Annotated in this window: 22 protein-coding genes and 1 pseudogene; 9 read left to right on the top strand and 14 right to left on the bottom strand. The window is 66.2% G+C overall.

All coding sequences use genetic code 11. The features are described from left to right. The 4 genes and pseudogenes from IV113_RS18750 to IV113_RS18735 all read right to left on the bottom strand — a co-directional run. A pseudogene (locus IV113_RS18750) lies at positions 1–223 on the bottom strand (hypothetical protein); the annotation flags it as partial. Between the two features lie 220 nt (positions 224–443). After that, positions 444–1,019 (bottom strand): MOSC domain-containing protein, encoded by a 576-nt coding sequence (locus IV113_RS18745; RefSeq protein WP_291088115.1) that lies wholly within the window; start codon positions 1,017–1,019, stop codon positions 444–446. 4 nt (positions 1,020–1,023) lie between these two features. Beyond that, on the bottom strand, positions 1,024–2,421 hold the full coding sequence (locus tag IV113_RS18740; protein ID WP_291088112.1) for an aminopeptidase P N-terminal domain-containing protein: 1,398 nt from the start codon (positions 2,419–2,421) through the stop codon (positions 1,024–1,026). 122 nt (positions 2,422–2,543) lie between these two features. Further along, complete coding sequence (locus IV113_RS18735) at positions 2,544–3,239, bottom strand: nucleotidyltransferase family protein (RefSeq protein ID WP_291088122.1); 696 nt, start codon at positions 3,237–3,239, stop codon at positions 2,544–2,546. A gap of 234 nt (positions 3,240–3,473) precedes the next feature. Here IV113_RS18735 and tkt point away from each other — a divergent pair, with 234 nt between their 5' ends. Then, positions 3,474–5,546: a transketolase gene (gene tkt, locus IV113_RS18730; protein ID WP_291088109.1), complete on the top strand. Its 2,073-nt coding sequence runs from the start codon at positions 3,474–3,476 to the stop codon at positions 5,544–5,546. 42 nt (positions 5,547–5,588) lie between these two features. Beyond that, entirely contained in the window at positions 5,589–6,587 is a 999-nt protein-coding gene (gap, locus tag IV113_RS18725; RefSeq protein ID WP_291088107.1) for a type I glyceraldehyde-3-phosphate dehydrogenase, read from the top strand. A gap of 54 nt (positions 6,588–6,641) precedes the next feature. Here the strand turns inward: gap and IV113_RS18720 are convergent, their stop codons facing one another. Further along, complete coding sequence (locus IV113_RS18720; protein ID WP_291088104.1) at positions 6,642–7,187, bottom strand: DUF6036 family nucleotidyltransferase; 546 nt, start codon at positions 7,185–7,187, stop codon at positions 6,642–6,644. Next, entirely contained in the window at positions 7,184–7,648 is a 465-nt protein-coding gene (locus tag IV113_RS18715) for a type II toxin-antitoxin system Phd/YefM family antitoxin (RefSeq protein WP_291088101.1), read from the bottom strand. Before IV113_RS18715 ends, IV113_RS18720 begins: the two co-directional genes overlap by 4 nt. Positions 7,649–7,759: 111 nt before the next feature. On the opposite strand from IV113_RS18715, the gene IV113_RS18710 reads away from it, so the two are divergent. Beyond that, entirely contained in the window at positions 7,760–8,371 is a 612-nt protein-coding gene (locus tag IV113_RS18710; RefSeq protein WP_291088098.1) for a TetR/AcrR family transcriptional regulator, read from the top strand. Further along, positions 8,368–9,279, top strand: coding sequence for an alpha/beta fold hydrolase (locus tag IV113_RS18705; RefSeq protein ID WP_291088096.1), 912 nt, complete (start codon positions 8,368–8,370; stop codon positions 9,277–9,279). The genes IV113_RS18710 and IV113_RS18705 overlap by 4 nt, the downstream gene beginning before the upstream one ends. Here the strand turns inward: IV113_RS18705 and IV113_RS18700 are convergent. From IV113_RS18700 to IV113_RS18690, 3 genes are read right to left on the bottom strand one after another with little or no spacing between them, the layout of a single operon-like run. Next, on the bottom strand, positions 9,276–10,025 hold the full coding sequence (locus IV113_RS18700; protein ID WP_291088093.1) for an SPOR domain-containing protein: 750 nt from the start codon (positions 10,023–10,025) through the stop codon (positions 9,276–9,278). The genes IV113_RS18705 and IV113_RS18700 overlap by 4 nt on opposite strands. Beyond that, positions 10,019–10,822 (bottom strand): biotin--[acetyl-CoA-carboxylase] ligase, encoded by an 804-nt coding sequence (locus IV113_RS18695; RefSeq protein WP_291088091.1) that lies wholly within the window; start codon positions 10,820–10,822, stop codon positions 10,019–10,021. Before IV113_RS18695 ends, IV113_RS18700 begins: the two co-directional genes overlap by 7 nt. A gap of 7 nt (positions 10,823–10,829) precedes the next feature. After that, on the bottom strand, positions 10,830–11,315 hold the full coding sequence (locus tag IV113_RS18690) for an SET domain-containing protein-lysine N-methyltransferase (protein ID WP_291088120.1): 486 nt from the start codon (positions 11,313–11,315) through the stop codon (positions 10,830–10,832). Positions 11,316–11,466: 151 nt separating this feature from the next. Between IV113_RS18690 and IV113_RS18685 the strand changes: the two genes are divergently transcribed. Both IV113_RS18685 and IV113_RS18680 read left to right on the top strand, forming a co-directional pair. Then, positions 11,467–14,439 carry a DNA topoisomerase III gene (locus IV113_RS18685; RefSeq protein ID WP_291088088.1) on the top strand — a complete coding sequence of 991 codons (2,973 nt, stop codon included), beginning with the start codon at positions 11,467–11,469 and terminating at the stop codon, positions 14,437–14,439. Between the two features lie 104 nt (positions 14,440–14,543). Continuing rightward, positions 14,544–15,191: a glutathione S-transferase family protein gene (locus IV113_RS18680; protein ID WP_291088085.1), complete on the top strand. Its 648-nt coding sequence runs from the start codon at positions 14,544–14,546 to the stop codon at positions 15,189–15,191. Between the two features lie 20 nt (positions 15,192–15,211). On the opposite strand, the gene IV113_RS18675 is transcribed toward IV113_RS18680, so the two are convergent. The 3 genes from IV113_RS18675 to IV113_RS18665 all read right to left on the bottom strand — a co-directional run bounded on the left by IV113_RS18675 (position 15,212) and on the right by IV113_RS18665 (position 18,010). Continuing rightward, the gene (locus IV113_RS18675; RefSeq protein WP_291088117.1) at positions 15,212–16,594 is read right to left on the bottom strand and encodes a sensor histidine kinase; all 1,383 of its coding nucleotides are present in this window, start codon (positions 16,592–16,594) and stop codon (positions 15,212–15,214) included. Between the two features lie 115 nt (positions 16,595–16,709). After that, complete coding sequence (locus tag IV113_RS18670; protein WP_291088083.1) at positions 16,710–17,384, bottom strand: response regulator transcription factor; 675 nt, start codon at positions 17,382–17,384, stop codon at positions 16,710–16,712. Between the two features lie 119 nt (positions 17,385–17,503). Beyond that, on the bottom strand, positions 17,504–18,010 hold the full coding sequence (locus IV113_RS18665; protein WP_291088080.1) for a MarR family winged helix-turn-helix transcriptional regulator: 507 nt from the start codon (positions 18,008–18,010) through the stop codon (positions 17,504–17,506). A 157-nt stretch (positions 18,011–18,167) separates the two neighbouring features. Here IV113_RS18665 and recA point away from each other — a divergent pair, with 157 nt between their 5' ends. Both recA and recX read left to right on the top strand, forming a co-directional pair. Beyond that, the gene (gene recA, locus IV113_RS18660; RefSeq protein ID WP_291088077.1) at positions 18,168–19,301 is read left to right on the top strand and encodes a recombinase RecA; all 1,134 of its coding nucleotides are present in this window, start codon (positions 18,168–18,170) and stop codon (positions 19,299–19,301) included. 128 nt (positions 19,302–19,429) lie between these two features. After that, positions 19,430–19,894 (top strand): recombination regulator RecX, encoded by a 465-nt coding sequence (gene recX, locus IV113_RS18655; protein WP_291088074.1) that lies wholly within the window; start codon positions 19,430–19,432, stop codon positions 19,892–19,894. 1 nt (position 19,895) lies between these two features. Here recX and IV113_RS18650 read toward each other — a convergent pair whose 3' ends face one another. Together IV113_RS18650 and argC are read right to left on the bottom strand one after the other, a co-directional pair. After that, positions 19,896–21,455: an MFS transporter gene (locus IV113_RS18650; RefSeq protein WP_291088071.1), complete on the bottom strand. Its 1,560-nt coding sequence runs from the start codon at positions 21,453–21,455 to the stop codon at positions 19,896–19,898. A 107-nt stretch (positions 21,456–21,562) separates the two neighbouring features. Continuing rightward, complete coding sequence (gene argC, locus IV113_RS18645) at positions 21,563–22,474, bottom strand: N-acetyl-gamma-glutamyl-phosphate reductase (protein WP_291088069.1); 912 nt, start codon at positions 22,472–22,474, stop codon at positions 21,563–21,565. 189 nt (positions 22,475–22,663) lie between these two features. On the opposite strand from argC, the gene sucC reads away from it, so the two are divergent. Then, positions 22,664–23,830, top strand: a complete 1,167-nt coding sequence (gene sucC / locus IV113_RS18640) for an ADP-forming succinate--CoA ligase subunit beta (RefSeq protein ID WP_291088066.1) — start codon at positions 22,664–22,666, stop codon at positions 23,828–23,830. The last annotated feature ends 81 nt before the right edge of the window (positions 23,831–23,911 follow it).

Here is a 23,911-nt window from a genome sequence, read left to right as displayed (position 1 = left end):
GGTTGCCGCGGGCGGTGTACTTGAAGGCGTTGACCGGGTCGGCCACGATTTCTTCACACGGAGCAGCCACGCCGGGCGAGTAGGCCAGGGCCAGATCGCGCTGGTTGGTGAGCTGTTTGGTGGCGGCAATGGCCACCTTGCCGGGTGTCGGGAACTCGTGGTATTCGAGGGCGGCACGGCGCAGCTCGGCGCGCTTGTTCTCTGGGCTGTTGTCCATCGTCATGATCTTGTCTCCGGTCGTTCTGAAATCTTGCTATGTGAAAGCCAATTGCGCATTCTAATTCTGCGACCGGGAAAACCCTAGTCGGTAGAACTGCGTAATCGGTTGTGGTGATGCTGACTTTTTCAGAGGCAATGCGCGAGTTGCATGAAGAGATTCCTGGTGAGACACAGCAGGGTGTTCAGGGAAGTCATTCTGCGTTGTACTCCAATGCGCATGGCCTTCAACGCAGGTGTTTGAGGCGCTTGGTCGCGAAGGCTTCGCTCACGCGCAGGCCGCGTGTGCCGGGCTCCAGCGTGAAGGACTGGTTCGCTTCGATGGAGCCGGGCTGCGCCACCGACAAGTAAAAGCCCGGGCAGAGCTGATCCATCATGACCCGGCCTGCATCACGCAGGCCCATCACGGCGTTGAACTTGTAGCAGGGCTCGCGGGGTGCGCTTACGCGCAGGCTGCAATCGGGGAAATGCAGCAGGTCACCGATCCACACCTCCGTTTCCACCAAGCCTTCGATCGTCAGGTTTTCGCCCAGAAACCCCGGAGGCAATGGGTCGTCGAACAGACTGGCGCCTTGTTTTCTGCGTCGCGCCTCCCAAAAGGCGTAGTGCTCCAGAGGGTAGGCATAGACCGCCTTGTCCAGGCCGCCGTGCACGCTGAGGTCGGCCTGCTCGTCGCCTCGCAGGCCCAGCAACGTGACCGCCAAGGGGCCCTGGACAGCGGCTTTGCCGATGGCTGAAAGCACGTTGCGTGAGCCGATGCGCAGGGCCCGCACGGTGCCCGTGTTGACGCTGACGACGCGCACGGCCTCAGCCGCGCATCAGCGCTTCGATTTCGGAAGCCTCGACCGGCACACCACGCGAAATCAGCTCGCAGCCGGTCTCGGTGACGATGGCGTCGTCTTCAATGCGGATGCCGATGTTCCAGAACTGCTCGGGCACGCCTTCGGCCGGGCGCACGTAGAGGCCGGGCTCGATGGTGAGCACCATGCCCGGGCGCAGGATGCGGCTGGGCCGGTCCTTGATGGTTTCGCCACTCAGGGGGTCCTTGCGTTCGTTCACCGTGCCGAGTTCAGACGGTTCGACATAGCTGCCGCAGTCATGCACATCCATGCCCAGCCAGTGACCGGTGCGGTGCATGTAGAACTGGAAATACGCGCGGTTGGTGATCACGTCCTGTGCGTTGCCGACCTTGTTCTTGTCGAGCAGGCCGACGTCGAGCAAGCCTTGCGCGAGCACCGCCACGGTGGCCTCGTGGGGATCGACGAAGCGTGCGCCGGCCTTCGTGGCATTGACCGCGGCGATCTGGCTGGCCAGCACCAGGTCGTACAGCTCGCGTTGCGGGCCGGTGAAGACGCCGTTGGCCGGGAAGGTGCGCGTGATGTCGCTGGCGTAGCCGTCGAGTTCGCAGCCGGCGTCGATCAGCACCAGCTCGCCGTTGCGGATGGGCGCGGCGTCAGCGCGGTAGTGCAGCACGCAGGCGTTGGCGCCGGCGGCCACGATGCTGCCGTAGGCCGGGTACTGTGAGCCGTGCTCGCGGAAGGCGTGCAGCAGCTCGGCATCCAGGTGGTATTCGCGCACGTCCTGGCCCGCGCGCAGCATGGCCGCGCTGCGTTGCATGGCGCGGACGTGGGCCTTGGCGCTGATCTGCGCGGCGCGGCGCATGGTGTCTTGTTCGAAGGCGTCCTTGACCAGCCGCAGTTCGTCGAGCACGCCGCACAGGTCGCGTTGCGACTCCGGGCACAGCGCGCCGTAACGCACCCGGGCGCGCACCTTCTGCAGCCAGCCATCGACGCGGCCTTCCAGGCCGGAGTGGATGGCGAAGGGGTACCACACGGTCTGGCGGTTCTCCAGCAGTTTGGGCAGGCGCTGGTCGAGCTCGGCCACGGAAAACGCGTCGCTCATGCCCAGGTGCTCGGGTGCGGCGTCGGGGCCGAGGCGGATGCCGTCCCAGATCTCGCGCTCCAGGTCTTTCGGCTGGCAAAACAGGGTGGTGCTGCCTTCGGCCGTGATCACCAGCCAGGCGTTGGGCTCGGTGAAGCCGGTGAGGTAGTAGAAGTAGCTGTCGTGCCGGTAGATGAAGTCGGTGTCGCGGTTGCGCGGCCGCTCGAGCGCGGTGGGCACGATGGCGATGCCGCCGGGGCCGAGAGAGGCGGCCACACGGGCGCGGCGTTCGGCGTAGAGGTGGGTGTGGGTGGTGGAGTCCATGGTCGCCATTCTCTGACTTTTGTCGAGGCGCTGTGGAGTTTGACCAGAGCACCCGCGGAACCGGCTTTGCCGGGCCGCCAGGTGCGCCCCCTGGGGGGTGACGCCGCAGGCGGCGCGGGGGGTTACCCCAATTCCTTGAGCCGCTCGGGCGTGCCCACGTCGACCCAGGTGCCGCCGTAGATCTCGGCGCTCACCTGGCCCGCTTCCATCGCACGGCGCAGCAGCGGCGCCAGTGGCTCGGCCGTGCCTTGCGGGTTGCCGGGCAGCACCTCGCACCAGGGCAGTTCGAACAGTTCGCGCCGGTACAGACCGATGGTGCTGAAGGTGTAGGCCTCATCAGCGCGGCTGATCGCCAGACCGTCCGCGCTCAGGCCGAAATCGCCCTGCGGGTTGTGCGGCGGGTTGGGTACCAGCCAGATGTGCGCAAGCAGGCCGCTGGCCTCGAAACGGTCAACGCTGGCCTGGCTGAAGTTGAAGTCGGGCACGTACACGTCGCCCGCCAGTACCCAGAACACGTCGGCCAGCAGGGGCAGCGCCCGGGCAATGCCGCCGGCCGTTTCCAGGGCGTAGCCGAAGTCGGTGCCCTCGCGCGACATCACCACGTCGCTACCCGGCCGGGATTGGCTCCAGGCCGCGCAGTGTTCGTCGATCTGTTCCCCGAGCCAGGCGGTGTTGACCACGAAGCGGTGAAAACCACCCGTGAGCAGGGCCTCCATGGGCCACTGCATCAATGGCTTGCCCTGCACGACCAGCAGGGGTTTGGGCGTGACGTCGGTGAGCGGGCGCATGCGCATGCCGCGCCCGGCGGCAAGCACCATGGCCGAGGCCAGGGGAGGGGTGGAGGGTGGTGCGGTGGCGAGTCGGGTCATGGGGTGCCAGAGGGTGCGCGTGCCGGGCGCGAGGGCCGCACGCGTTGAAGAATTATGGGCCGGCGCGCCAGCCCGACGCGGGACAGCGCAGTCGGCGACGGGCTGGCCGATAAAATCCGTTGTTTTGCGCCATCGCGCAGATCCCCGCCGCCTCCCCTTTCCCAGCACCTCCCAGCACCCCCCATGTCCGACACCGCCAGCACCCCCACCCCCATCGCCCCAGCCGTGTCGCCCCAGACCCAGGCCAACGCCATCCGAGCCCTGGCCATGGACGCGGTGCAAGCCGCCAACTCCGGCCACCCCGGCGCGCCCATGGGCATGGCCGACATGGCGGTCGCCCTGTGGGGCCGGCACCTGCGCCACAACCCGACGAACCCGCAGTGGGCCAACCGCGACCGCTTCGTGCTGTCCAACGGCCACGGCTCGATGCTGATCTATTCGCTGCTGCACCTCACCGGGTACAAGCTGCCGATCGGCGAACTCAAGAACTTCCGCCAGCTGCACAGCAAGACCGCCGGTCACCCCGAAGTGGGCGTGACCCCCGGCGTGGAAACCACCACCGGCCCGCTGGGCCAGGGCATCACCAACGCCGTGGGCATGGCGCTGGCCGAAAAGCTGCTGGCGTCCGAGTTCAACCGCGACGGCCACACCGTGGTGGACCACCACACCTACGTGTTCCTGGGCGACGGTTGCCTGATGGAAGGCATCAGCCACGAGGCCGTGGCCCTGGCCGGTGCCTGGAAGCTCAACAAGCTGATCGCGCTGTACGACGACAACGGCATTTCCATCGATGGCCAGGTCACGCCCTGGTTCATCGACAACACCGCGCTGCGTTTTGCCGCCTGCGGCTGGAATGTGATCGGCCCGATCGATGGCCACGACACCGACGCGGTGGACCGCGCGATCAGCGATGCGAAGAACAAGGCCGATGGACCCACCATCATCATCTGCAAGACCCACATCGGCAAAGGCAGCCCGAACCGCGCCAACACCGCCAAGGCCCACGGCGAGCCACTGGGCGCTGAAGAAATCAAGCTCACCCGCGAAGCGCTGAGCTGGCCACACGCACCCTTCGCCGTCCCCAAGGACGTGTACGCCGCGTGGGACGCGAAAGACGCCGGCAAGGCTTCGGAAGCCGCGTGGAACGCCACGTTTGCCGCCTACAAGGCCGCTTTCCCCGAGCTTGCCAAAGAGTTCGTGCGCCGCATGAAGGGCGAGCTGCCCAAGAACTTTGCCCAGGTGGCGGTGGACGCCGCGGTGGCCGCCCACACCAAGGCGGAAACCGTGGCCAGTCGCAAGGCCAGCCAGCTCGCACTGGAGACCTTCACCGCTGCGCTGCCCGAGCTGCTCGGTGGCAGCGCCGACCTCACCGGCTCCAACCTCACCAACACCAAGTCCACGCCTGCGCTGCGCTTCAACCTGGCTGGCGACGTGGTGAAGAACGAGCAGGGCCTGGGTGGCCGCCACATCAACTACGGCGTGCGCGAATTCGGCATGGCCGCGATCATGAACGGTGTGGCGCTGCATGGCGGCTTCATCCCCTATGGCGGTACCTTCCTCACCTTCAGCGACTACAGCCGCAACGCGATCCGCATGGCCGCGCTGATGAAGCTGCGTGTGGTGCACGTGTTCACGCACGACTCCATCGGCCTGGGCGAAGACGGCCCGACGCACCAGTCGGTCGAGCACGCGGCCAGCCTGCGCCTGATTCCCAACCTGGACGTCTGGCGTCCGGGTGACACCGCCGAGACCGCCGTGGCCTGGGCCGTGGCGTTGCAAAACGCCACCCGCCCCACGGCGCTGCTGCTGAGCCGCCAGAACCTGCCCTACGCGCTCAAGAGCGACCTGGGTGACATCAGCAAAGGCGCCTACGTGCTGGCCGAACCCAGCGAAGTGGGCCTGAAGAAAAAGGCACAGGCGGTGATCATCGCCACCGGTTCCGAAGTGCAGTTGGCCCTGAAAGCGCAGGAGCTGCTGGCCAGGGAACACAAGATCGCCGTGCGCGTGGTTTCCATGCCCAGCACCACCACCTTCGACCGCCAGAGCGCCGCCTACAAGGCTTCGGTGCTGCCCGCCGGCGTGTCTCGCGTGGCCGTCGAGATGGGTTCCACCGACGGCTGGTGGAAGTACGGCGTGGCCGCGGTCGTGGGTCTGGACACCTACGGCGAGTCGGCCCCGGCGCCGGTGCTGTTCGAGCACTTCGGCTTCACGCCCGCGAATGTGGCCGACACGGTGCGCGCCGTGTTGGCGAAATGAGTTTGTTCATCCTTTTTTGAAACCCTCCAGGAGAGACGAGACATGACGATCAAGATCGGCATCAACGGCTTCGGCCGCATCGGCCGCAACGTGTTGCGCAGCGCCATCCAGAACTTCAGCGACATCGAGGTCGTGGCCATCAACGACCTGCTGGAGCCCGACTACCTGGCCTACATGCTGCAGTACGACAGCGTGCACGGCCGGTTCAAGGGTGACGTCAGCGTCGAAGGCAACACCCTGATCGTCAACGGCAAGAAGATCCGTCTCACGCAGGAGCGCGACCCCGCCAATCTGAAGTGGAATGAAGTCGGCGCCGACGTTGTCATCGAATCCACCGGCCTGTTCCTGGACAAGGTCACCGCGCAGAAACACCTGGACGCCGGCGCGAAAAAGGTCATCCTCTCGGCGCCTTCCAAAGACGACACCCCCATGTTCGTCTTCGGCGTCAACGACAAGACCTACAAGGGCGAGGCCATCATCTCCAACGCCTCGTGCACCACCAACTGCCTGGCGCCGATCGCCAAGGTGCTCAACGACAAGTGGGGCATCAAGCGCGGCCTGATGACCACCGTGCACGCCGCCACCGCCACGCAGAAGACCGTGGACGGCCCGAGCAACAAGGACTGGCGCGGCGGCCGCGGCATCCTGGAAAACATCATCCCCAGCAGCACGGGCGCCGCCAAGGCCGTGGGCGTGGTGATCCCCGAGCTCAACAAGAAGCTCACCGGCATGAGCTTCCGGGTGCCCACTTCCGACGTGTCGGTGGTCGACCTGACGGTCGAACTGAACAAGGAAGCCAGCTACGAAGAGATCTGCGCCGAGATGAAAGCACAGAGCGAAGGCGCTCTGAAGGGCGTGCTGGGCTACACGACGGACAAGGTGGTCGCCACCGATTTCCGCGGCGACACCCGCACCTCGATCTTTGACGCCGATGCCGGCATCGCGCTGGACAAGACCTTCATCAAGGTCGTGAGCTGGTACGACAACGAGTGGGGCTACTCGAACAAGTGCCTGGAGATGGTTCGCGTGGTGGCCAAGTAAGCGCCCGCTTCTCTTCGTTAAGAAGCGCCTTCGGGCGCTTTTTTGTTGGGTCGGTCAGTGTGTGGAGCGGTCGCACCAAGCCTGGTCTTCTTCGATCAATCCACGGGTGCGCTGCGACTCTTCGTTGTCAAGAAACGTCACACCGCGCAGGCGTGATCGCACCATGGGCAGCGAGACCACGCCCGACCGGATTCCGGCGCGTATCCAGCGGCGGTCGCGTGGCTCGCCCCGGGCGTACTTGGAGATGGCCGCGTCGTTCGGGTCGAGGAACCAAGCGGTGAGGCTGTCCCGGGACACCGGGATGAGGCGGGCTCGCCAGCCTTCGGGGAGGGTCGGCAGGGCGGGAGTGACGGCGTCGAGGAAGTACCCGTGACCCTGGTGCCATAGCGAGTTCTCTCCGAGCGCTGCCACGAGGTCGAAGGTGCGGTCGGGGTCGTCGCGGGTGTAGCAGTCGACGTCGTTGGACAGGGTCATGTCCTCTGGAACATCGAAATGGTCTTCCAGTCCGAGAATGGACAGGCTGCCGATCACCACGTAGTCGCTGTGGCCCGAGAGTTCGCGAGCCTTGGCGAGCAAGGCGAAGAGTGCGTCGAGGTTCATGTGCGCAGCCCCACCCAGGGCGAGTTCTGGCGCAGGGCCGTGCCCCATCCGTCGGCATCCGCCACCATCTCTTTCGCCAGCTCCTGCACTGGCAAAGCGAGCAGCGCCGCCCAGCGATCCACATAGTCGCGGCTGCTGAGTTGCTCACGCCGCCAGCGATCGACCGTGTCCCGCGCCTGCTGGATGAGGCCCGCTCGCTGGGCGGGCTCCACCGTCAACAGGTCCAGGGCAATGCGGTGGTGGCGGATGAGCCGGTCTTTCTCGATGCCCGCCTGCTGAAGACGCGCGAGGCGGCGTTCGGCCATGAGATCCTGTGCTGCCCTTGCAGCCTCATGGAAATCGGGCGACATCACGAGGGCCTGCACCTTGCCGTGCCGCTCGATGGCCACCGGCGCGAGCGCGGATGCCTTCATGAGCTGGCCGAAGTTCTGTTTGGCTTGTGTCGAAGAAAACTGTTGCATTGGGTGGACATCCACAGGGCGTCTAAATATTGTCCATATTAGTCTTAAATGGACAATATAGTGGAGCGCAGGTGCTTGACACTAGACCGACCGGTCTATAGATTCAAGCCCATGACCGAAACACCCACGCCCGGCACCCGCGAACGCCTGATCGCCGCGATGACCGACGCGCTGCGTCGACGCGGCCTGCACGGCATCGGTTTGACCGAACTGCTGGCCCAGGCCGGCGCGCCCAAGGGCGTGCTGTACCACCACTTTCCCGGCGGCAAGACCGAGCTGGCCGTGGCCGCCATCGACGACGTGGTCGCGCGCATGCTGGGCTGGCTCGACGGCCTGCTGGCCAGGAACGCCGATCCCATCGAGGCTGCGCGGCAGTGGATGCAGGGTGCGACCGTGCGTCTGAGCAGCACCGGCTTTCATGCCGGCTGCCCGCTGGCCACCGTGGCATTGGAAAGCACGCCCGACGACCACGCCCTGCGCGAAGCCCTGGCCCGCGCCTTTGCCACCCTGCGCGAACGCATCGCACTGGCGCTGGAACAGCACGGCGAGCCGCGTGCGCAGGCCCAGGGCATCGCCGCGCTGATCGTGGCCACCTACGAAGGCGGCCTGCTGCAGGCGCGGGTGGCCCAGAGCAGCGATCCGATCAACCTGGCCACGCAGACCCTGCTGTCGCTGCTGGCCGCTCGCGGCCCAACGGCAGCACGAACCGGAGAATCGCCATGAACACCTTCCCGGCCACCGACGCCCACAACCAGGCCGTGCGCACCGAGCGCATCACCCTGACCGCCGCCGACGGTTATCCACTGGTGGCACACCGCTACCACAGCCCCATGCCGCCGCAGGCCCATCTGGTGGTCGGTGGCGCCACCGCCGTGCCGCAGGGCTTCTACAAGCGCTTCGCCGAACACGCCGCGCGCCGTGGCTTTGACGTGCTCACGCTGGACTACCGCGGCATCGGCCAGTCGGCCCCCAGCACGTTGAAGGGCTTTCGCATGGACTACCTCGACTGGGGCCGGCTGGACCTGGCCGCGGCCGTGGAAGCCATGCGCCAGCCGGGCGTGCCGCTGTACCTGGTGGGCCATTCCTACGGCGGCCATGCGCTCGGCCTGTTGCCCGACCCCGGCGCGGTGGATGGCGCCTGGACATTCGCCACCGGCGCCGGTTGGCACGGCTGGATGCCGCCGCTGGAGCGCTTGCGCGTGCTCTTCATGTGGCGCGTGCTCGGACCGGTGTGGACACGCATGAACGGTTACCTCCCCTGGAGTCGACTGGGCATGGGCGAAGACCTGCCGATCGACGTGTACCGCCAGTGGCGCCAGTGGTGCCGCTTCCCGCGCTACTTTTTTGATGACCCCGAAATGAAGGCGACCACCGAACGCTTTGACGACGTGCGCTTCCCCATCGTGGCGCTCAATGCGTTGGACGACGCCTGGGCGCCACCCGCCTCACGAGACGCCTTCATGGCCGGCTACCGCAACGCCGAGGTGCGCAGCGTCACACTCGACTCCCGCCGCGAGGGCCTCGGCGCCATGGGTCACATGGGGTACTTCCGGCCCAAGGCTCAACCGCTGTGGAACGAGGCGCTGGACTGGTTTGCCGGTCTCACCGCGCACCGCGCTGAGCGCGCTTAGGTGCAGCGCTGCAGGCGTTTACCCACCATCGCGTCGCCCAGAGCGTCGATGGCGGCGCGTTGCAATTCGGTGATCGACGGCAGACGCAGGTTGGTGCTCACACTCTCGGCACGCTCCTGCGCCACCTTGGCGGTGCGGATGCCATCGCGCTCGGTCTTCTGCCGCGCTTGCTGGGCGGCAGCTTCGGTGGAGAACGTGCCGAGTGCGAGGCCGGGCGCCAGCCCGACCGCTGTGATCTCGCGGTAGGTCACCCCCAGCGCGCGCAGCTCATCTTTCTTGCGATCGAGTTGCTGCTGGTTGTCGTAGCGCCCCATGTAGACGATCCAGCGACCGCCGCTGCGCACCTCGGTGAAGGCAAAGCCGGATGCGGGCAGGCCGAGCAGCACCAGCTCGGCGCGCAGCAACTCGGCCTGGGCTGCGGTGAACCCGCCCGCCTGCCAGCAGGCGCGCGCTCCGTTGTCGACCGCCGGTGCAGCCACGGGCGCGGGCTCTGGGGGTGTCGGTGCAGAGGCAGGTGCGGGTGCTGTGACCACAGGGGCCGCCACCGGTGAGACTGTCGGCTGCGGAGCGGCTTCAGCCTTGGGTCCGTTGAGCAGGCGCAGTGCCTCGGGCTTCACCTGTTGCGTCAGGCGCTCGGGCTCGCGTTGCTCGGTAGGCTTCAGGCCCAGCGTGTCCAGGTAGCCCCGCGACCACGCAAAATAGCCCGCGTTGGCCAGCACCAGCAACCAGATGACCCACCTCAGCACGGGCGCACGCTCACTTCGGCGCTGGTCACCGTCTGCATGCCGCGCTCGGTGAGCACCTGCAACGCACCCTCGTCGTTCACGCCGCAGGCCGTACCGCGCGTGCCGTCAGAAAGCTGCACCGCCAGACCCTGCAAGGCGTCCAGTTGTGCAAAGCGCTGGGCAAACGCGGCAAAACCCTGCGAGGCAAACGCCTGGATGTCGCCCACCAGCGCCGGCGCCACACGCTCGAGCACCTCACCCGGTGTGATGCCCACCAGCACCTCGGCCAGGCCGGCCGGGGCCATGGCCGTGACCGCCGCGCCGTCGGGCACGAGCGCGGCCACCGCCGACACCTCGGGCCGCGCCACATTGATGCCCACACCGATCACCACCATGCGCTGGCCCTGACCGGCCTCACCGGTGCTGGCCGTCTCCACCAGGATGCCGCCGATCTTGCGTTGGTGCAGCCAGAGGTCGTTGGGCCATTTCAGACGCACCTCGGGGTGCAGGCTGTGCGCCAGGCTCACGCCCACCGCCAGCGACAGGCCCGACCAGCTGGTGGGCGCCAGGGGCATGGCCAACGAGAACGTGAGTGATTGCCCCACTTTGCTGTGCCAGCCCTTGCCCAGCCGGCCTCGCCCAGCGGTCTGGTCCTCGGCGGCCAGCAACACGGGTTCCATCAGGCCACTGCGCGCGCGTCGCATGAGCTCGCTGCTGGTGGAGTCGACGCTGGGCAGCACCTCCACCGTGAAGCCAGGCAAGGTGGGCTCAACGGCCTGCCAGACGGTTTCGGCGTGACGGATCAGGGTGTCGGCCATGGGCCGTTCAGCCCAGTCTGGATGCGCGACCCGCGCGCTTGGGCGCGAGCAAGGTGCCGCGGCACTTTTTGGCACCGCACCAGCAGGGGTACTCGGCCTTGAGCTTGGGCGTGTAGGGCTCGTCGATCACGAGGCCGTAGTCGTAAAACAGTTCTTCGCCCGCCTGGATGTTGCGTTGGGCCCGGATGAACACCCGACCCTCGTCAACTTCGGCTTCGCAGTTGGGCTTGCAGCTGTGGTTGATCCAGCGTGCCGAGTTGCCGCCGTGCTTGGCGTCGATCACGTGTTCTTCGTCGATGTGGAAGTAGAAGGTGTGGTTCGGATCGGTCGGATCGTGCGGGTGACGGCGCAGGGCTTCATCCCAGGTGATGACCTCACCGACATATTCAATGAGCGTTTCGCCTTCGGCCAGGTCCACCACGGCGTAGACCCCGCGGCCGTGCACACCGGACTTGCGCGTCTGGATGCGCCGGCCGGCACCATTCGGCTTCATTGCCAAGGCTGGTTTTTCGGCGGGCGCGCTCGACTTTTTGGGGCTTTTCGTCACGGCCGGAATATTTGGTAAGGTTGTTTCATGCAGGTGCGCGCGAGTGTGCGCGTGCCCATGTGCGCGTGTACACGCGCGTGGAAAGTTGATTGTAGAGATGAAAACTGCTGAAGGTTTCGCCAAAACGCTGGTCATTGCCGAGAAGCCGTCCGTGGCCCAGGACATCGTGCGTGCGCTCACGCCGGTGGCGGGCAAGTTCGACAAGCACGATGACCACTTCGAGAACGAGCAATACGTGGTCACCTCCGCCGTGGGCCACCTGGTGGAGATCGCCGCGCCGGAAGAATTTGACGTCAAGCGCGGCAAGTGGAGCTTTGCCCACCTGCCCGTGCTGCCGCCCTACTTTGAACTCAAGCCGATCGACAAGACCAAGTCGCGCCTCTCGGCGGTGGTCAAGCTGGTCAAGCGCAAGGACGTGGCCCGCCTCATCAACGCGTGTGACGCGGGCCGCGAGGGGGAGCTGATCTTCCGCCTGATCGAGCAGTACGCCGGTGGCTTGAAGGGCGGCAGCTACCAGACGCTGGGCAAGCCGGTGCAGCGCCTGTGGTTGCAGTCGATGACGCCCGCGGCCATCCGCGACGGCTTCGAGCACCTGCGCACCAACGAGCAGATGCAGGGCCTGGCCGACGCCGCCCGCAGCCGATCCGAGGCCGACTGGATGGTCGGCATCAACGGCACGCGCGCCATGACGGCGTTCAACTCGCGCGACGGCGGCTTCTTCCTCACCACGGTGGGCCGGGTGCAGACGCCGACGTTGTCCATCGTGGTCGAGCGCGAAGAAAAGATCCGCGCCCACCGCAGCCGCGACTACTGGGAGGTCCACGCCAGCTTCCTGGCCGAGGCCGGCGAGTACCCCGGCAAGTGGTTCGACCCGGCCTGGAAAAAACCCACGGGCGACGACGCCGACCTGGAACAGCGCGCCGATCGCGTCTGGAGCCAGCGCGAAGCCCTGGCCATTGCCGAGGCGGTGCGCGGCAAGGCCGCCAGCGTCAAGGAAGAAAGCAAGCCCACCACGCAAGCCAGTGGCCTGTTATACGACCTGACCAGCCTGCAGCGCGAGGCCAACGGGCGCTTCGGCTTCTCGGCCAAGACCACGCTGCAGCTCGCGCAAAGCCTGTACGAGCGCCACAAGGCCCTGACCTACCCGCGTACCGATTCGCGCGCCCTGCCCGAGGACTACCTGCCGACGGTGAAGGAAACTTTCGAGATGCTGGCCGCCAGCGGCATGAAGCACCTGGCGCCACACGCACTCACCGCGCTCAACAACGGCTACATCCGCCCGAGCAAACGCGTCTTCGACAACAGCAAGGTGTCGGATCACTTCGCCATCATCCCCACGCTGCAGGCGCCCAGTGGCCTGAGCGACGCCGAGCAGAAGCTGTACGACCTGGTGGTGCGCCGTTTCCTCGCGGTGTTCTTCCCGTCGGCCGAGTTCATGGTCACGACCCGAATCACCAGCTCGGTCGGCCACCACTTCAAGACCGAAGGCAAGGTGCTGGTCAAGCCAGGCTGGATGGCCGTCTATGGCAAGGAAGCGGCCGAGGATGTGACCGACGCCAAGGAAGGCGACAAGGGCCAGAACCTGGTGCCGGTGCGCGAAGGCGAGACCGTGCGCACCGAGACGGTGGAGCCCAAGGGCCTCAAGACCAAGCCGCCCGCGCGTTACTCGGAAGCCACGCTGCTGGGCGCCATGGAGGGCGCGGGCAAACTGGTCGACGACGACGAGTTGCGCGAAGCCATGCAGGAAAAAGGCCTGGGCACGCCAGCCACGCGCGCGGCCGTCATCGAGGGCTTGCTGACCGAGAAGTACATGTTCCGCGAAGGCCGCGAGATCATCCCCACGGCCAAGGCGTTCCAGCTCATGACGCTGCTGCGCGGCCTGGGCGTGGAAGAACTCTCCAAGGCCGAGCTCACGGGTGAATGGGAATACAAGCTCGCGCAGATGGAGCACGGCCAGCTCAGCCGCGCTGCCTTCATGGCCGAGATCGCCGCCATGACCGAGCGCATGGTGAAGAAAGCCAAGGAATACGACCGCGACACCATTCCCGGCAACTACGCCACGCTCTCCACGCCTTGCCCCAACTGCGGCGGCGTGGTGAAGGAAAACTACCGCCGCTACACCTGCACCGGCAAAGACGGCGCGAGCGAAGGCTGCGGCTTCTCGTTCGGCAAGTCACCGGCCGGCCGCACCTTCGAGCCCGACGAGTCCGAACAGCTCTTGCGTGACAAGAAGATCGGCCCACTGGACGGCTTCCGCTCCAAGGCGGGTTGGCCTTTCGTGGCCGAGATCGTGCTCAAGTACAGCGAGGACGACAAGAACTGGAAGCTCGAATTCGACTTCGGGGACGACAAGAAGGGTGAAGAAAGTGGTGAGCTGGTGGACTTCACCGGCAGCGAGGCACTCGGCGCCTGCCCCAAGTGCGGTGGCGCGGTCCACGAGCACGGCGCCAACTACGTCTGCATCCGCTCCGTGCCCACCGAGCAGCAGCCCACGCCCACCTGCGACTTCAAGAGCGGCAAGATCATCCTGCAGCAGCCGGTGGCGCGCGAGCAGATGAGCAAGCTGCTGGAAACCGGCAAGACCGACCTGCTGGACAAGTTCGTCTCCATGCGCACGCGCCGCGCGTTCAAGGCCTTCCTGGCCTGGGACAAGGAAGCTGGCAAGGTGAACTTCGAGTTTGCGCCGTCCAAGTTCCCGCCACGCAAGACTGCTGCGGGCGCGCCGGCCAAGGCCGCACCGGCGAAGAAGGCCGCTGCGAAAGCCGCGCCGGCCAAGAAGGCGCCTGCGGCCAAGAAAGCCGCTGCCGCCAAGACGCCCAAGGCCCCACGCAAGACCACCGCCGCGACCGGCAAACAGCCCAGCGCCGCACTGGCGGCCGTGATCGGCGAAGGCGCCGTCTCGCGCCCCGAGGTGGTGAAGAAGCTGTGGGACTACATCAAGGCCAACGGCCTGCAGGACGCAGGCGACAAGCGCCGCGTGAACGCCGACGCCAAGCTGGCGGCGGTGTTCGGCAAGCCACAAGTGACCATGTTTGAAATTGCGGGGCTGCTGAGCCCGCATCTGAACTAGCCCCCACGCTCCGCCGCTTCGCGGGTCGCTGCCCCCCGAAGGGGCGCAATCCGGCTTGGGGCGGCCCGGCGCCGGATTCTTGACACTCGATTGGATACAACTCGATGAGCCTGAAACTTTATTTCGCCCCCGGTGCCTGCTCCTTCGTGCCGCACGCCATGCTCGAACTGGCCGAGGTGGCGTTCGAGCCGTCGATGGTGAAGCTGCACAAGGGTGAGCAACGCTCGCCCGACTACCTGGCGCTGAACCCGCGCGGCCAGGTGCCCGTGCTGGTCGATGGCGACGAGGTCGTCACCCAGATCGTGGCCATCCTGCTCTACCTGGACGAGAAGCTGCCCATGGCCGGCATCCTGCCGCCAGCGGGCCTTGAGCGCGCACGCGCCCTGCAGGTGCTGGCGTGGATGAACAACACCGTGCATCCCACGTTCACCCACGTGTTCATGCCGCACAAGTTCACCGACGACGAGGCCGCGCAAAAGGCGATCCGCGACTTCGGCGCGGCGGGCTACCGCCAACTGCTGGGCGAGATCGAAGCCATGGCCACCCAAGCCGCACCCTGGATGGTGGGCGCACGTCCTGGTGCCCTCGATGCATACGCCCTCACGCTGCTGCGCTGGGGCGGTTATGCCGGCATCAACCCGGCGGATTTCCCCGCCACCTGGGCGCTGGTGCAGCGCTTTGCCGAATTGCCCGGCGTGGCCCGTGCGATCGAGCGCGAGAAGCTGCAGCTCAACGTGTACAAGGCCGCCTGAGCCGGCGCCACGCCTGACGGCTATTCCTGCACGAGCTGCGGCTTGGTGGGCGTGAAGCGCACCGACACCCGCAGGCCCCGGCGGCTGCGCTCCGGGTGGGCGTCTTCCATCGACACCGTGGCGCCATGCTGCTGCGCGATCTCCAGCACGATCGCCAGGCCCAGGCCCGAGCCGTCGACGTTGGTGCCCAGCGCGCGGTAAAACGGCTGCATCACGAACTCGCGCTCGTTCTCCGGGATGCCGGGGCCGTCGTCTTCCACCTGCAGGATCTGCACACCGCTGAAGCGGTCCAGCAGCACGCGCACCGTGACCACGCCGCCTTGCCCCGTGTAGTGGATGGCGTTGTCCACCAGGTTGCGCACCATTTCCTGCAACAGCGTCGGGTTGCCGTCCATCAGGCAGTCGTCGGGCGTGTCGTCCGGGCCTTCAAAGCCGAGGTCGATGCCGGCTTCCAGCGCTCGGGGCACCGAGTCCTGCACCACGTCAGGCACCAGCCGGGCGAGGTCGATGCGCGCGCTGGGCAGTGTGCGGCCGGTGGTCTCGGCGCGGGCCAGAGCGAGCAGCTGGTTCACCGTGTGCGTGGCGCGCGCGCTGGAGCGCGCGATCTGCTGCAGCGAGCCGCGAATCTCCACCGGATCGGTTTCGCGTTGTGCCAGCTCGGCTTGCATGCGCAGGCCCGCCAGCGGCGTCTTGAGCTGGTGGGCGGCGTCGGCCAGAAAGCGCTTCTGTGTGGTGAGTGAGGTCTTGAGCCGCGTCAGCAGGTCGTTGATCGACGACACCAGCGGCGCGACCTCCTGCGGGATGAACGATTCCTCGATCGGGCTCAGGTCGTCGGGCTTGCGTGCGCGGATGCGTTGCTCCAGTTCGTTGAGCGGGCGGATGCCGCGCACCAGCGCCAGCCACACCAGCAGCACCGCCAGCGGCAGGATCACGAACTGCGGCACCATCACGCCCTTGATGATCTCGGTGGCCAGCGTCGATCGTTTGCCCTTGGTCTCGGCCACCTGCATCAACACCAGGCGCTGGGGGTCGTTGCGCGCCAGCCAGGTGTAGGCCACACGCACCTCGTCGCCGCGCACCACGTCGTCGCGCAGCAGCACGCGCCCGGGTTCGGGTGATTCGTTGTCGCGTGGGGGCGGGAAGTCAAGCTCTCCGCTGATGAGCATTCCGCGCGGATCGAGCACCTGGTAGTACACCAGGTCGCTGTCGTCGGCGCGCAGCAGGTCGCGCGCCTGCGCGTTGAGCTTGAAGGTGATCTGGTCGTTCTCGCGCACCACGAACTGGGTGAGTGCCTGCAGATTGAACTCGAGCGCGCGGTCAAACGGCTTGCTGGCGATGCCCTGCGCCACGAACCACGTGAGGGCCAGCGACAGCGGCCACAGCAACAGCAGTGGCGTGAGCATCCAGTCGAGGATTTCACCGAACAGGCTGCGCTGCTCGCGCTGGAACAGGCCGAACCCCTTCGGCGCCAGCCGGCTGTCCACGGGGGGGGGCAGCGGCTCACTGAAGGTGCGGCCCTCAGCTGGCGATTTTTTCAAGGCAATAGCCCAGGCCGCGCACCGTGGCAATGCGGATCGGACCCTTTTCGATCTTCTTGCGCAGGCGGTGGATGTAGACCTCGATGGCGTTGTTGCTCACTTCTTCGCCCCATTCGCACAGCCGCTCGACCAATTGGTCCTTGCTGACCAGGCGCCCGGCACGTTGCAGCAGCACTTCGAGCAAGCCGAGTTCACGCGCCGAGAGTTCAACCATCTTGCCGTCGATGGTGGCCACGCGGCCGGCCTGGTCGTATTCGAGCGGGCCGTGGCGGATGGTGTTGGTGCTGCCGCCCATGCCGCGGCGTGCGAGCGCGCGCACGCGCGCTTCGAGCTCCTGCAGCGAGAAGGGCTTGGCCATGTAGTCGTCGGCCCCGTAGTCCAGGCCCTTCACGCGTTCCTCGATGCTGTCGGCCGCGGTGAGCACCAGCACCGGCAGCGTGGAGCCGCGTGAACGCAGCCGCTTGAGCACCTCCAGGCCGTGCAGTTTTGGCAGGCCGAGGTCCAGGATCAAGAGGTCGAACTCGTTGTTGGTCATCAAGGCGGCATCGGCCTCGTTGCCGCTGGACACGTGGTCGACCGCGGCGCCAGCCGCTCGCAGGCTGCGCAACAGGCCGTCGGCCAGAACCTGGTCGTCTTCCGCAATCAGGATGCGCATGGGGGAGTCTCCTGTGCTGATCGGGCAGCGTTGTTATGGGGCCGTGTGGCGCACGGCGTTCAAGCCAAGTCCATTTTAGGTCTCATACCCCACGCCGTAGGCTGTCGGGTGGCGGGCTTTCACCGCGAAGGCACGGCCGCGCGCGCACCGGGTGCTTCCGACCCATAGGCCTCCAGGCCCAGCGCCACCACGGTGGCCACCGCATCGCCCACCTGCGATCGGAACTCGGTCTCGGCTTGCGCCACCGCTGTGCGAAACGCGTTCAGCCAGAGCAGGCCGGTGTCGGTGAAGACGATGCGCCGGGCCCGGGCGTCGCGCGGGTCGGGTTCGCGGCGCACCAGTCCCCAGGCCTCGCACTGCGTCACCAGATCGCCCATGGCCTGTTTGCTCATGCCCGCCTGGTGCGCCAGCTCGGTCAGGCGCGAGCCGTGCAGGCCCAGGTGGCGGGTGATGTGGATGTGCGCCGCGCCCACCTGCGCGCGCGCGGCCAGGTGGGAGAGCGCGAGCGGCACGTTGGCGTCGTGCGCCATCAGGCTGAGCACGCGTTCGTCGAAGCGGCGCAGCGCCAGACCCATCAGCCGGCCGAGGTGGCCGCCGCGCCAGCGGTCGTCGGGTTCTGCGGGCATTTGCGAGGTGTTCTGCGGCATCCATAAATGGTAAGGCAAACTGACCAAATAATGACTGGTTTGATTTCAACCCGCATGTAAACTGCTGTTCAAGCATCCAGCCTGTACACAACCACACAGGTCTTGCCAACCCTTCCAACCCAGCCCAGGAGCCCCCATGGACGCACCCGTCAAGCCCAACCCCCTCAACAGCGAAAAAGCCAAGGCCCTGCAGGTCGCGCTGGCCCAGATCGAAAAACAGTTCGGCAAGGGCACCATCATGCGGTTGGGCGAAGGCGAGGTAATCGAGGACATCCAGGTGGTCTCCACCGGCTCCCTGGGGCTGGACATCGCGCTGGGCGTCGGCGGCCTGCCGCGCGGCCGTGTGGTCGAAATCTACGGTCCGGAATCCTCGGGCAAGACCACGCTCACGCTGCAGGTGATCGCCGAGATGCAGAAGCTCGGCGGCCAGTGCGCGTTTGTGGATGCCGAGCACGCGCTGGATATCCAGTACGCGCAGAAGCTCGGCGTGAACCTGCAAGACCTGCTGATTTCCCAGCCCGACACCGGCGAGCAGGCGCTCGAGATCGTCGACAGCCTGGTGCGCTCCGGCGCGGTTGACCTGATCGTGGTGGACTCGGTGGCCGCGCTCACGCCCAAGGCCGAACTCGAAGGCGAGATGGGCGACAGCCTGCCTGGCCTGCAGGCCCGCCTGATGAGCCAGGCGCTGCGCAAGCTCACCGCGCACATCAAGAAGACCAACTGCATGGTCATCTTCATCAACCAGATCCGCATGAAGATCGGCGTGATGTTCGGCAGCCCCGAGACCACCACCGGCGGCAACGCGCTCAAGTTCTACGCCTCCGTGCGCCTGGACATCCGCCGCACCGGCACGATCAAGAAGGGCGAAGAGGCGATCGGCAACGAGACCAAGGTCAAGGTGGTCAAGAACAAGGTGGCGTCTCCCTTCAAGACGGCCGAGTTCGACATCCTGTTCGGCGAAGGCATCAGCCGCGAAGGCGAGATCCTGGATCTGGGCGTGGTGCACCGCGTGATCGAGAAGTCGGGCGCCTGGTACGCCTACAACGGCGAGAAGATCGGCCAGGGCCGCGACAACTCGCGCGAATTCCTGCGCGAGAACCCCGAGTTGCGCGTCGAAATCGAAAACAAGGTGCGCACCGAGCTGGGCGTGCCGCTGCTGCCGGTGGAAGAAGCGCCGGCACCGGCCAAAGGCGGCAAAGCGGGGAAGGCTGCCAAGGCCGAAGCCGCCGACAAGGCGCGCGAAGCCGACACCTCGCCGTTGGCCGAGTGAGGGGGTGCGCTCACGGTGTCAGCCGTGAGCGTGTGACGCGATGCTCCCCCACGCTCTACACTTCGTGTCGTCGCTGCCCCCCGAGGGGGCGCTGGCCCTCCTTGGGGCGGCCCGGCGGAGGTCCTGACATGGGCTTCAACCAGATTTCCCTCAAAGGCCGGGCGTTGCGCCTGCTCTCGGGCCGCGAACATTCGCGGGCCGAGTTGCTGCGCAAGCTCAGCGCCCACGAAACCGAGCCGGGTGAACTGACCCGGGCCCTGGACGAGCTGGAAGCCAAGGGCTTCATCAACGAACAGCGTGTGCTCGAATCGGTGGTGCACCAGCGCTCCGTGAAGTTGGGCGCCTCGCGCGTGCGCCAGGAGTTGCAGGCCAAGGGCCTGAACCCCGAGGCCGTGGCGCAAGCGGTGGCCGATCTGCAAGGCACCGAACAAGCGCGGGCCCAGGAGGTCTGGCGAAAAAAGTTCGGTGTTCCCCCACGCGACGCGGCCGAGTACGGCAAGCAGATGCGCTTCCTGCTCACGCGCGGCTTCAGTGCCGACGCCGTGCGCCGCGTGGTGCGCGGTGGATCGTTTCCTGCCGACGACGAAAGCTGACTTATCCCGGCCTGGAAGACGGGCCGACAGCGGGCGCGACCGGGCCGCGCAGCATGCGCCAGGCCAGCAGCGCACTCAGAATCATGATCGCCATGCCCAGCCATGCAGCCGCCTCCATGCCATCGACAAAGGCCGTGCGAGCGGCACTGCGAAGGGCTTCGGCCAGTGGCGCGGGCAAAGCCTCGGCCACGGTGAGTGCACCGCCCAGTGTGGAGGCGCCCGCCACCGCGTCGGCCGATATCCCCGGCGGCATCTGGGTCTGCAAGCCGTTGCGGTAGAGGCTGGTGGCCAGGCTTCCGAACACGGCAATGCCCAGCGCTCCCGACAATTCCGAGCTGGTTTCCGACAGCGCCGAAGCGGCACCCGCGCGCTCGGGCGGCGCGGAGCTGATGACGATGTCGTTGCCCAGCGTGAACACAGGCGCCATGCCCAGCCCCATCAGCACCATGCCTGCGATCAGCCAGGCCAGCCCGTGCGGGCCGTCCACCAGCGCCATGGCGGCAAAGCCGACGGCAGCCACCACGAGACCGGCCACCATGGTCTGCGATGCCCGCAGCCGCTGCGCGATCGCCGGCGTGAACATCGAACCCACCACGAAGGACAGCGCCCAGGGCACGGTGCACAGGCCCGCCATCAGTGGTGACAGGCCCAGCACGAGCTGCAGGTGCTGCGAGACAAAGATGTAAACCCCGAACATCGCGAACGAGGTGAGCGCGTAGGTGCAGATGGCCGCGGCAAACCGGGGTTGGCCGAACAGTTGGAGGTCCAACAGCGGGTAGGCGATGCGGCGTTGGCGGCGCACAAATGTCAAACCCGCCACGAGACTCATGGCCAAAGCCACCCCGGTCAAGGGCCCCAGGTGGCCCTCCGCCGCCTGTTTGAGTGCAAACACACCGCCCAACACCGCGGTGAGTGACAGTGCGACGCTGCCCAGATCCAGTCGACCGGCTTGGGCGTCCCGGTATTCAGGCAGCAGGAACGGCCCCACCACGAGCAGAAGAACCATCACCGGCACCGCAGCCCAGAAGATGGCCGGCCAGGCAAAGACCTGAAGGATCACGCCACCCACCAATGGACCGATCGCGCCACCCACCGAATAGCTGGAAATCCAGATGCCGATGGCCACGCGTCGCTCGCGTTCGTCGCGGAACATGTTGGAGATCAGCGAGAGCGTGGAAGGTGCCAGCGTGGCACCGGCGATGCCGAGCAAGGCGCGGGTGGCAATCAGGGCGTGGGCGGTGGTGGACAGCGCGGCGGCCACCGAGGCCGCTGCAAACGCGGCGGCACCGATGAGCAGCATGCGCCTGCGGCCCAGCTTGTCGCCCAGCGTGCCCATGGTGATGAGGAACCCCGCGACCATGAACCCATAGATATCGATGATCCAGAGCAACTGCGCGGCCGTGGGCTGAAGGTCGGCGCTGATGGCGGGCAGGGCCAGGTTGAGCACCGTGAGGTCCATCGCGTAGACCAGACACGGCAATGCGATCACGGCCAAGGCCACCCATTCGCGGCGCGTGGCCTTGGACGGGGCGATGTCGATCAAGCGTTGCGCAGCGGCCATGTGAAGTTTCCCCGGCGTTCTTCGAGCGGTGGCTCCGTCAGAACGTCGAGGCCATCCAAGCACACGACGAACGCAGACCCTGTTTTTCGACAGGCTGCGTGAATGCGTTACAGACCGAGCATCAATTTCAGGTTCTGCACCGCGGCGCCGCTGGCGCCTTTGCCCAGGTTGTCCAACCGCGCCACCACCACGGCATGGTGTGCCTGCTCGTTGCCAAAGACGCGGATCTCGAGCTTGTTCGTGTCGTTGAGCGCGAGCGCGTCAAGCTTGCCGGACTCGTTGGCGGCCTCCGTGCTCACCCACTCGCTGCCGGCGTAATGTTTCGCGTAGATCGCGTGCAGGTCGGCCAGCGAGGGGTGGCCGGGGAGGGTGTCCAGGTGCAGCGGCAGCTCCACCAGCATGCCTTGCGCAAAGTTGCCCACCGCCGGGATGAAGATGGGGCGGCGCGTGAGGCCGGTGTAGGCCATGATTTCCGGGATGTGCTTGTGCTGCAGGCCCAGCGCGTACAGCTCGTAGGCCGGGGCTTCGCCCTTCTCGTAAGCCTCGATCATGGTGCGACCGCCGCCCGAGTAACCGCTCACCGCCGGCAGACAGACCGGGTGATCGGCCGGCAGCACGCCGGCGTCGATCAAGGGGCGCAGCATGGCGATGGCGCCGCTGGCATAGCAGCCTGGATTGGCCACACGGCTCGCGTTCACCACGGCCGTGCGCTGATTGGCGGCGAGCTCGGGAAAGCCGAACACCCAGCCCGCAGCCGTGCGATGCGCGGTCGAGGCGTCGATGATCTTGGGCTGGTGACCGACCATCGCATCGACCATGGCCACGGACGCACGCGCTGCGTCGTCGTGCAGGCACAAAATGACCAGATCCACCTGCGCCATCAGCTCGCGTTTGGCATCCGGGTCCTTGCGGCGTTCGGGCGCGATGCTCACCACCTCGATGGCGGGCATGCGCTGCAGCCGTTCGCGAATCTGAAGCCCGGTGGTACCGGCTTCGCCGTCGATGAAAACCTTGGCCATGGCCTGTCTGCCTTGTCAGTGAGGGTTCAGGAGCGTGTCCCACTCTTGCGAGAGTGACACGCAAAGTCGGGCGCCATATTGGTGCGATGCACCATGATACAGTTCCCGGTTGCTGATTTTCAGTGCCCGCTTTTCGACCCCCACCGCGGTCGGTCGACGATTCCTCTACCCATTCCTGAGAGAGCCCTCATGAAGATCCACGAATACCAAGGCAAGGAAATCTTGCGCCAGTTTGGTGTGCCGGTGCCCCGCGGCATCCCGGCTTTCACGGTGCAGGAGGCGGTCGAAGCCGCCCAGAAACTGGGCGGCCCCGTGTGGGTCGTCAAGGCCCAGATTCATGCCGGTGGCCGTGGCAAAGGTGGTGGCGTGAAGGTGGCCAAGACCATTGAAGACGTCAAGCGCATCGCAGGCGAAATCCTGGGCATGCAGCTCAAGACTCACCAGACCGGCCCCGAAGGCCAGAAAGTGCGTCGCCTCTATATTGAAGACGGCGCCGACATCAAGAACGAACTGTATGTGTCGCTCGTCACCGACCGCGCGACCCAGAAGGTGGCGCTGATCGCATCCAGCGAAGGCGGCATGGACATCGAGGAAGTGGCTCACGCCACGCCCGAGAAGATCATCACCGAGATGATCGACCCGCTGACCGGCATCACCGAAGCACAATCCCGCAAGGTTGCGGCCGCCATCGGCCTGACCGGCGCTTCCGTGGACCAGGCGGTTGAGATCTTCGCCAAGATCTACAAATGCTACATGGACACCGACGCATCACTGGTGGAGATCAACCCGCTGAATTGCGACTCCAAGGGCAACCTGTTGGCTCTGGACGCCAAGTTCAACTTCGACCCCAACGCGCTGTTCCGCCACCCCGAAATCGTGGCCTACCGCGACCTGGACGAAGAAGATCCGGCCGAGATCGAAGCCAGCAAGTTCGACCTGGCCTACATCAGCCTGGACGGCAACATCGGTTGCCTGGTCAACGGTGCCGGTCTGGCCATGGCCACCATGGACACCATCAAGCTGTTCGGCGCCGAGCCGGCCAACTTCCTCGACGTCGGTGGCGGTGCCACGACCGAGAAGGTGACCGAAGCCTTCAAGATCATGCTCAAGAACACCAAGGTCAAGGGCATCCTGGTCAACATCTTCGGCGGCATCATGAAGTGCGACACCATCGCCACCGGCGTGATCACCGCCTGCAAGGCGACCAACCTCAGCGTGCCGCTGGTGGTGCGCATGAAGGGCACCAACGAAGAGCTGGGCAAGAAGATGCTGGCCGAATCCGGTCTGCCGATCATCAGCGCCGACACCATGGCCGATGCCGCTCAAAAAGTGGTGGCCGCTGTCAAAGCCGCCTGACAACCCGCACGCGCTTCAAAGGAATCCACATGTCGATCTACATCAACAAAGACACCAAGGTCATCACCCAGGGCATCACGG

Origin of the sequence: Hydrogenophaga sp. (assembly GCF_018780385.1) — a bacterium.
GTDB lineage: Bacteria > Pseudomonadota > Gammaproteobacteria > Burkholderiales > Burkholderiaceae_C > Hydrogenophaga.
Note: the sequence above shows the minus strand (reverse complement) of the source record. Positions and strands in the feature narration are given on the sequence as shown.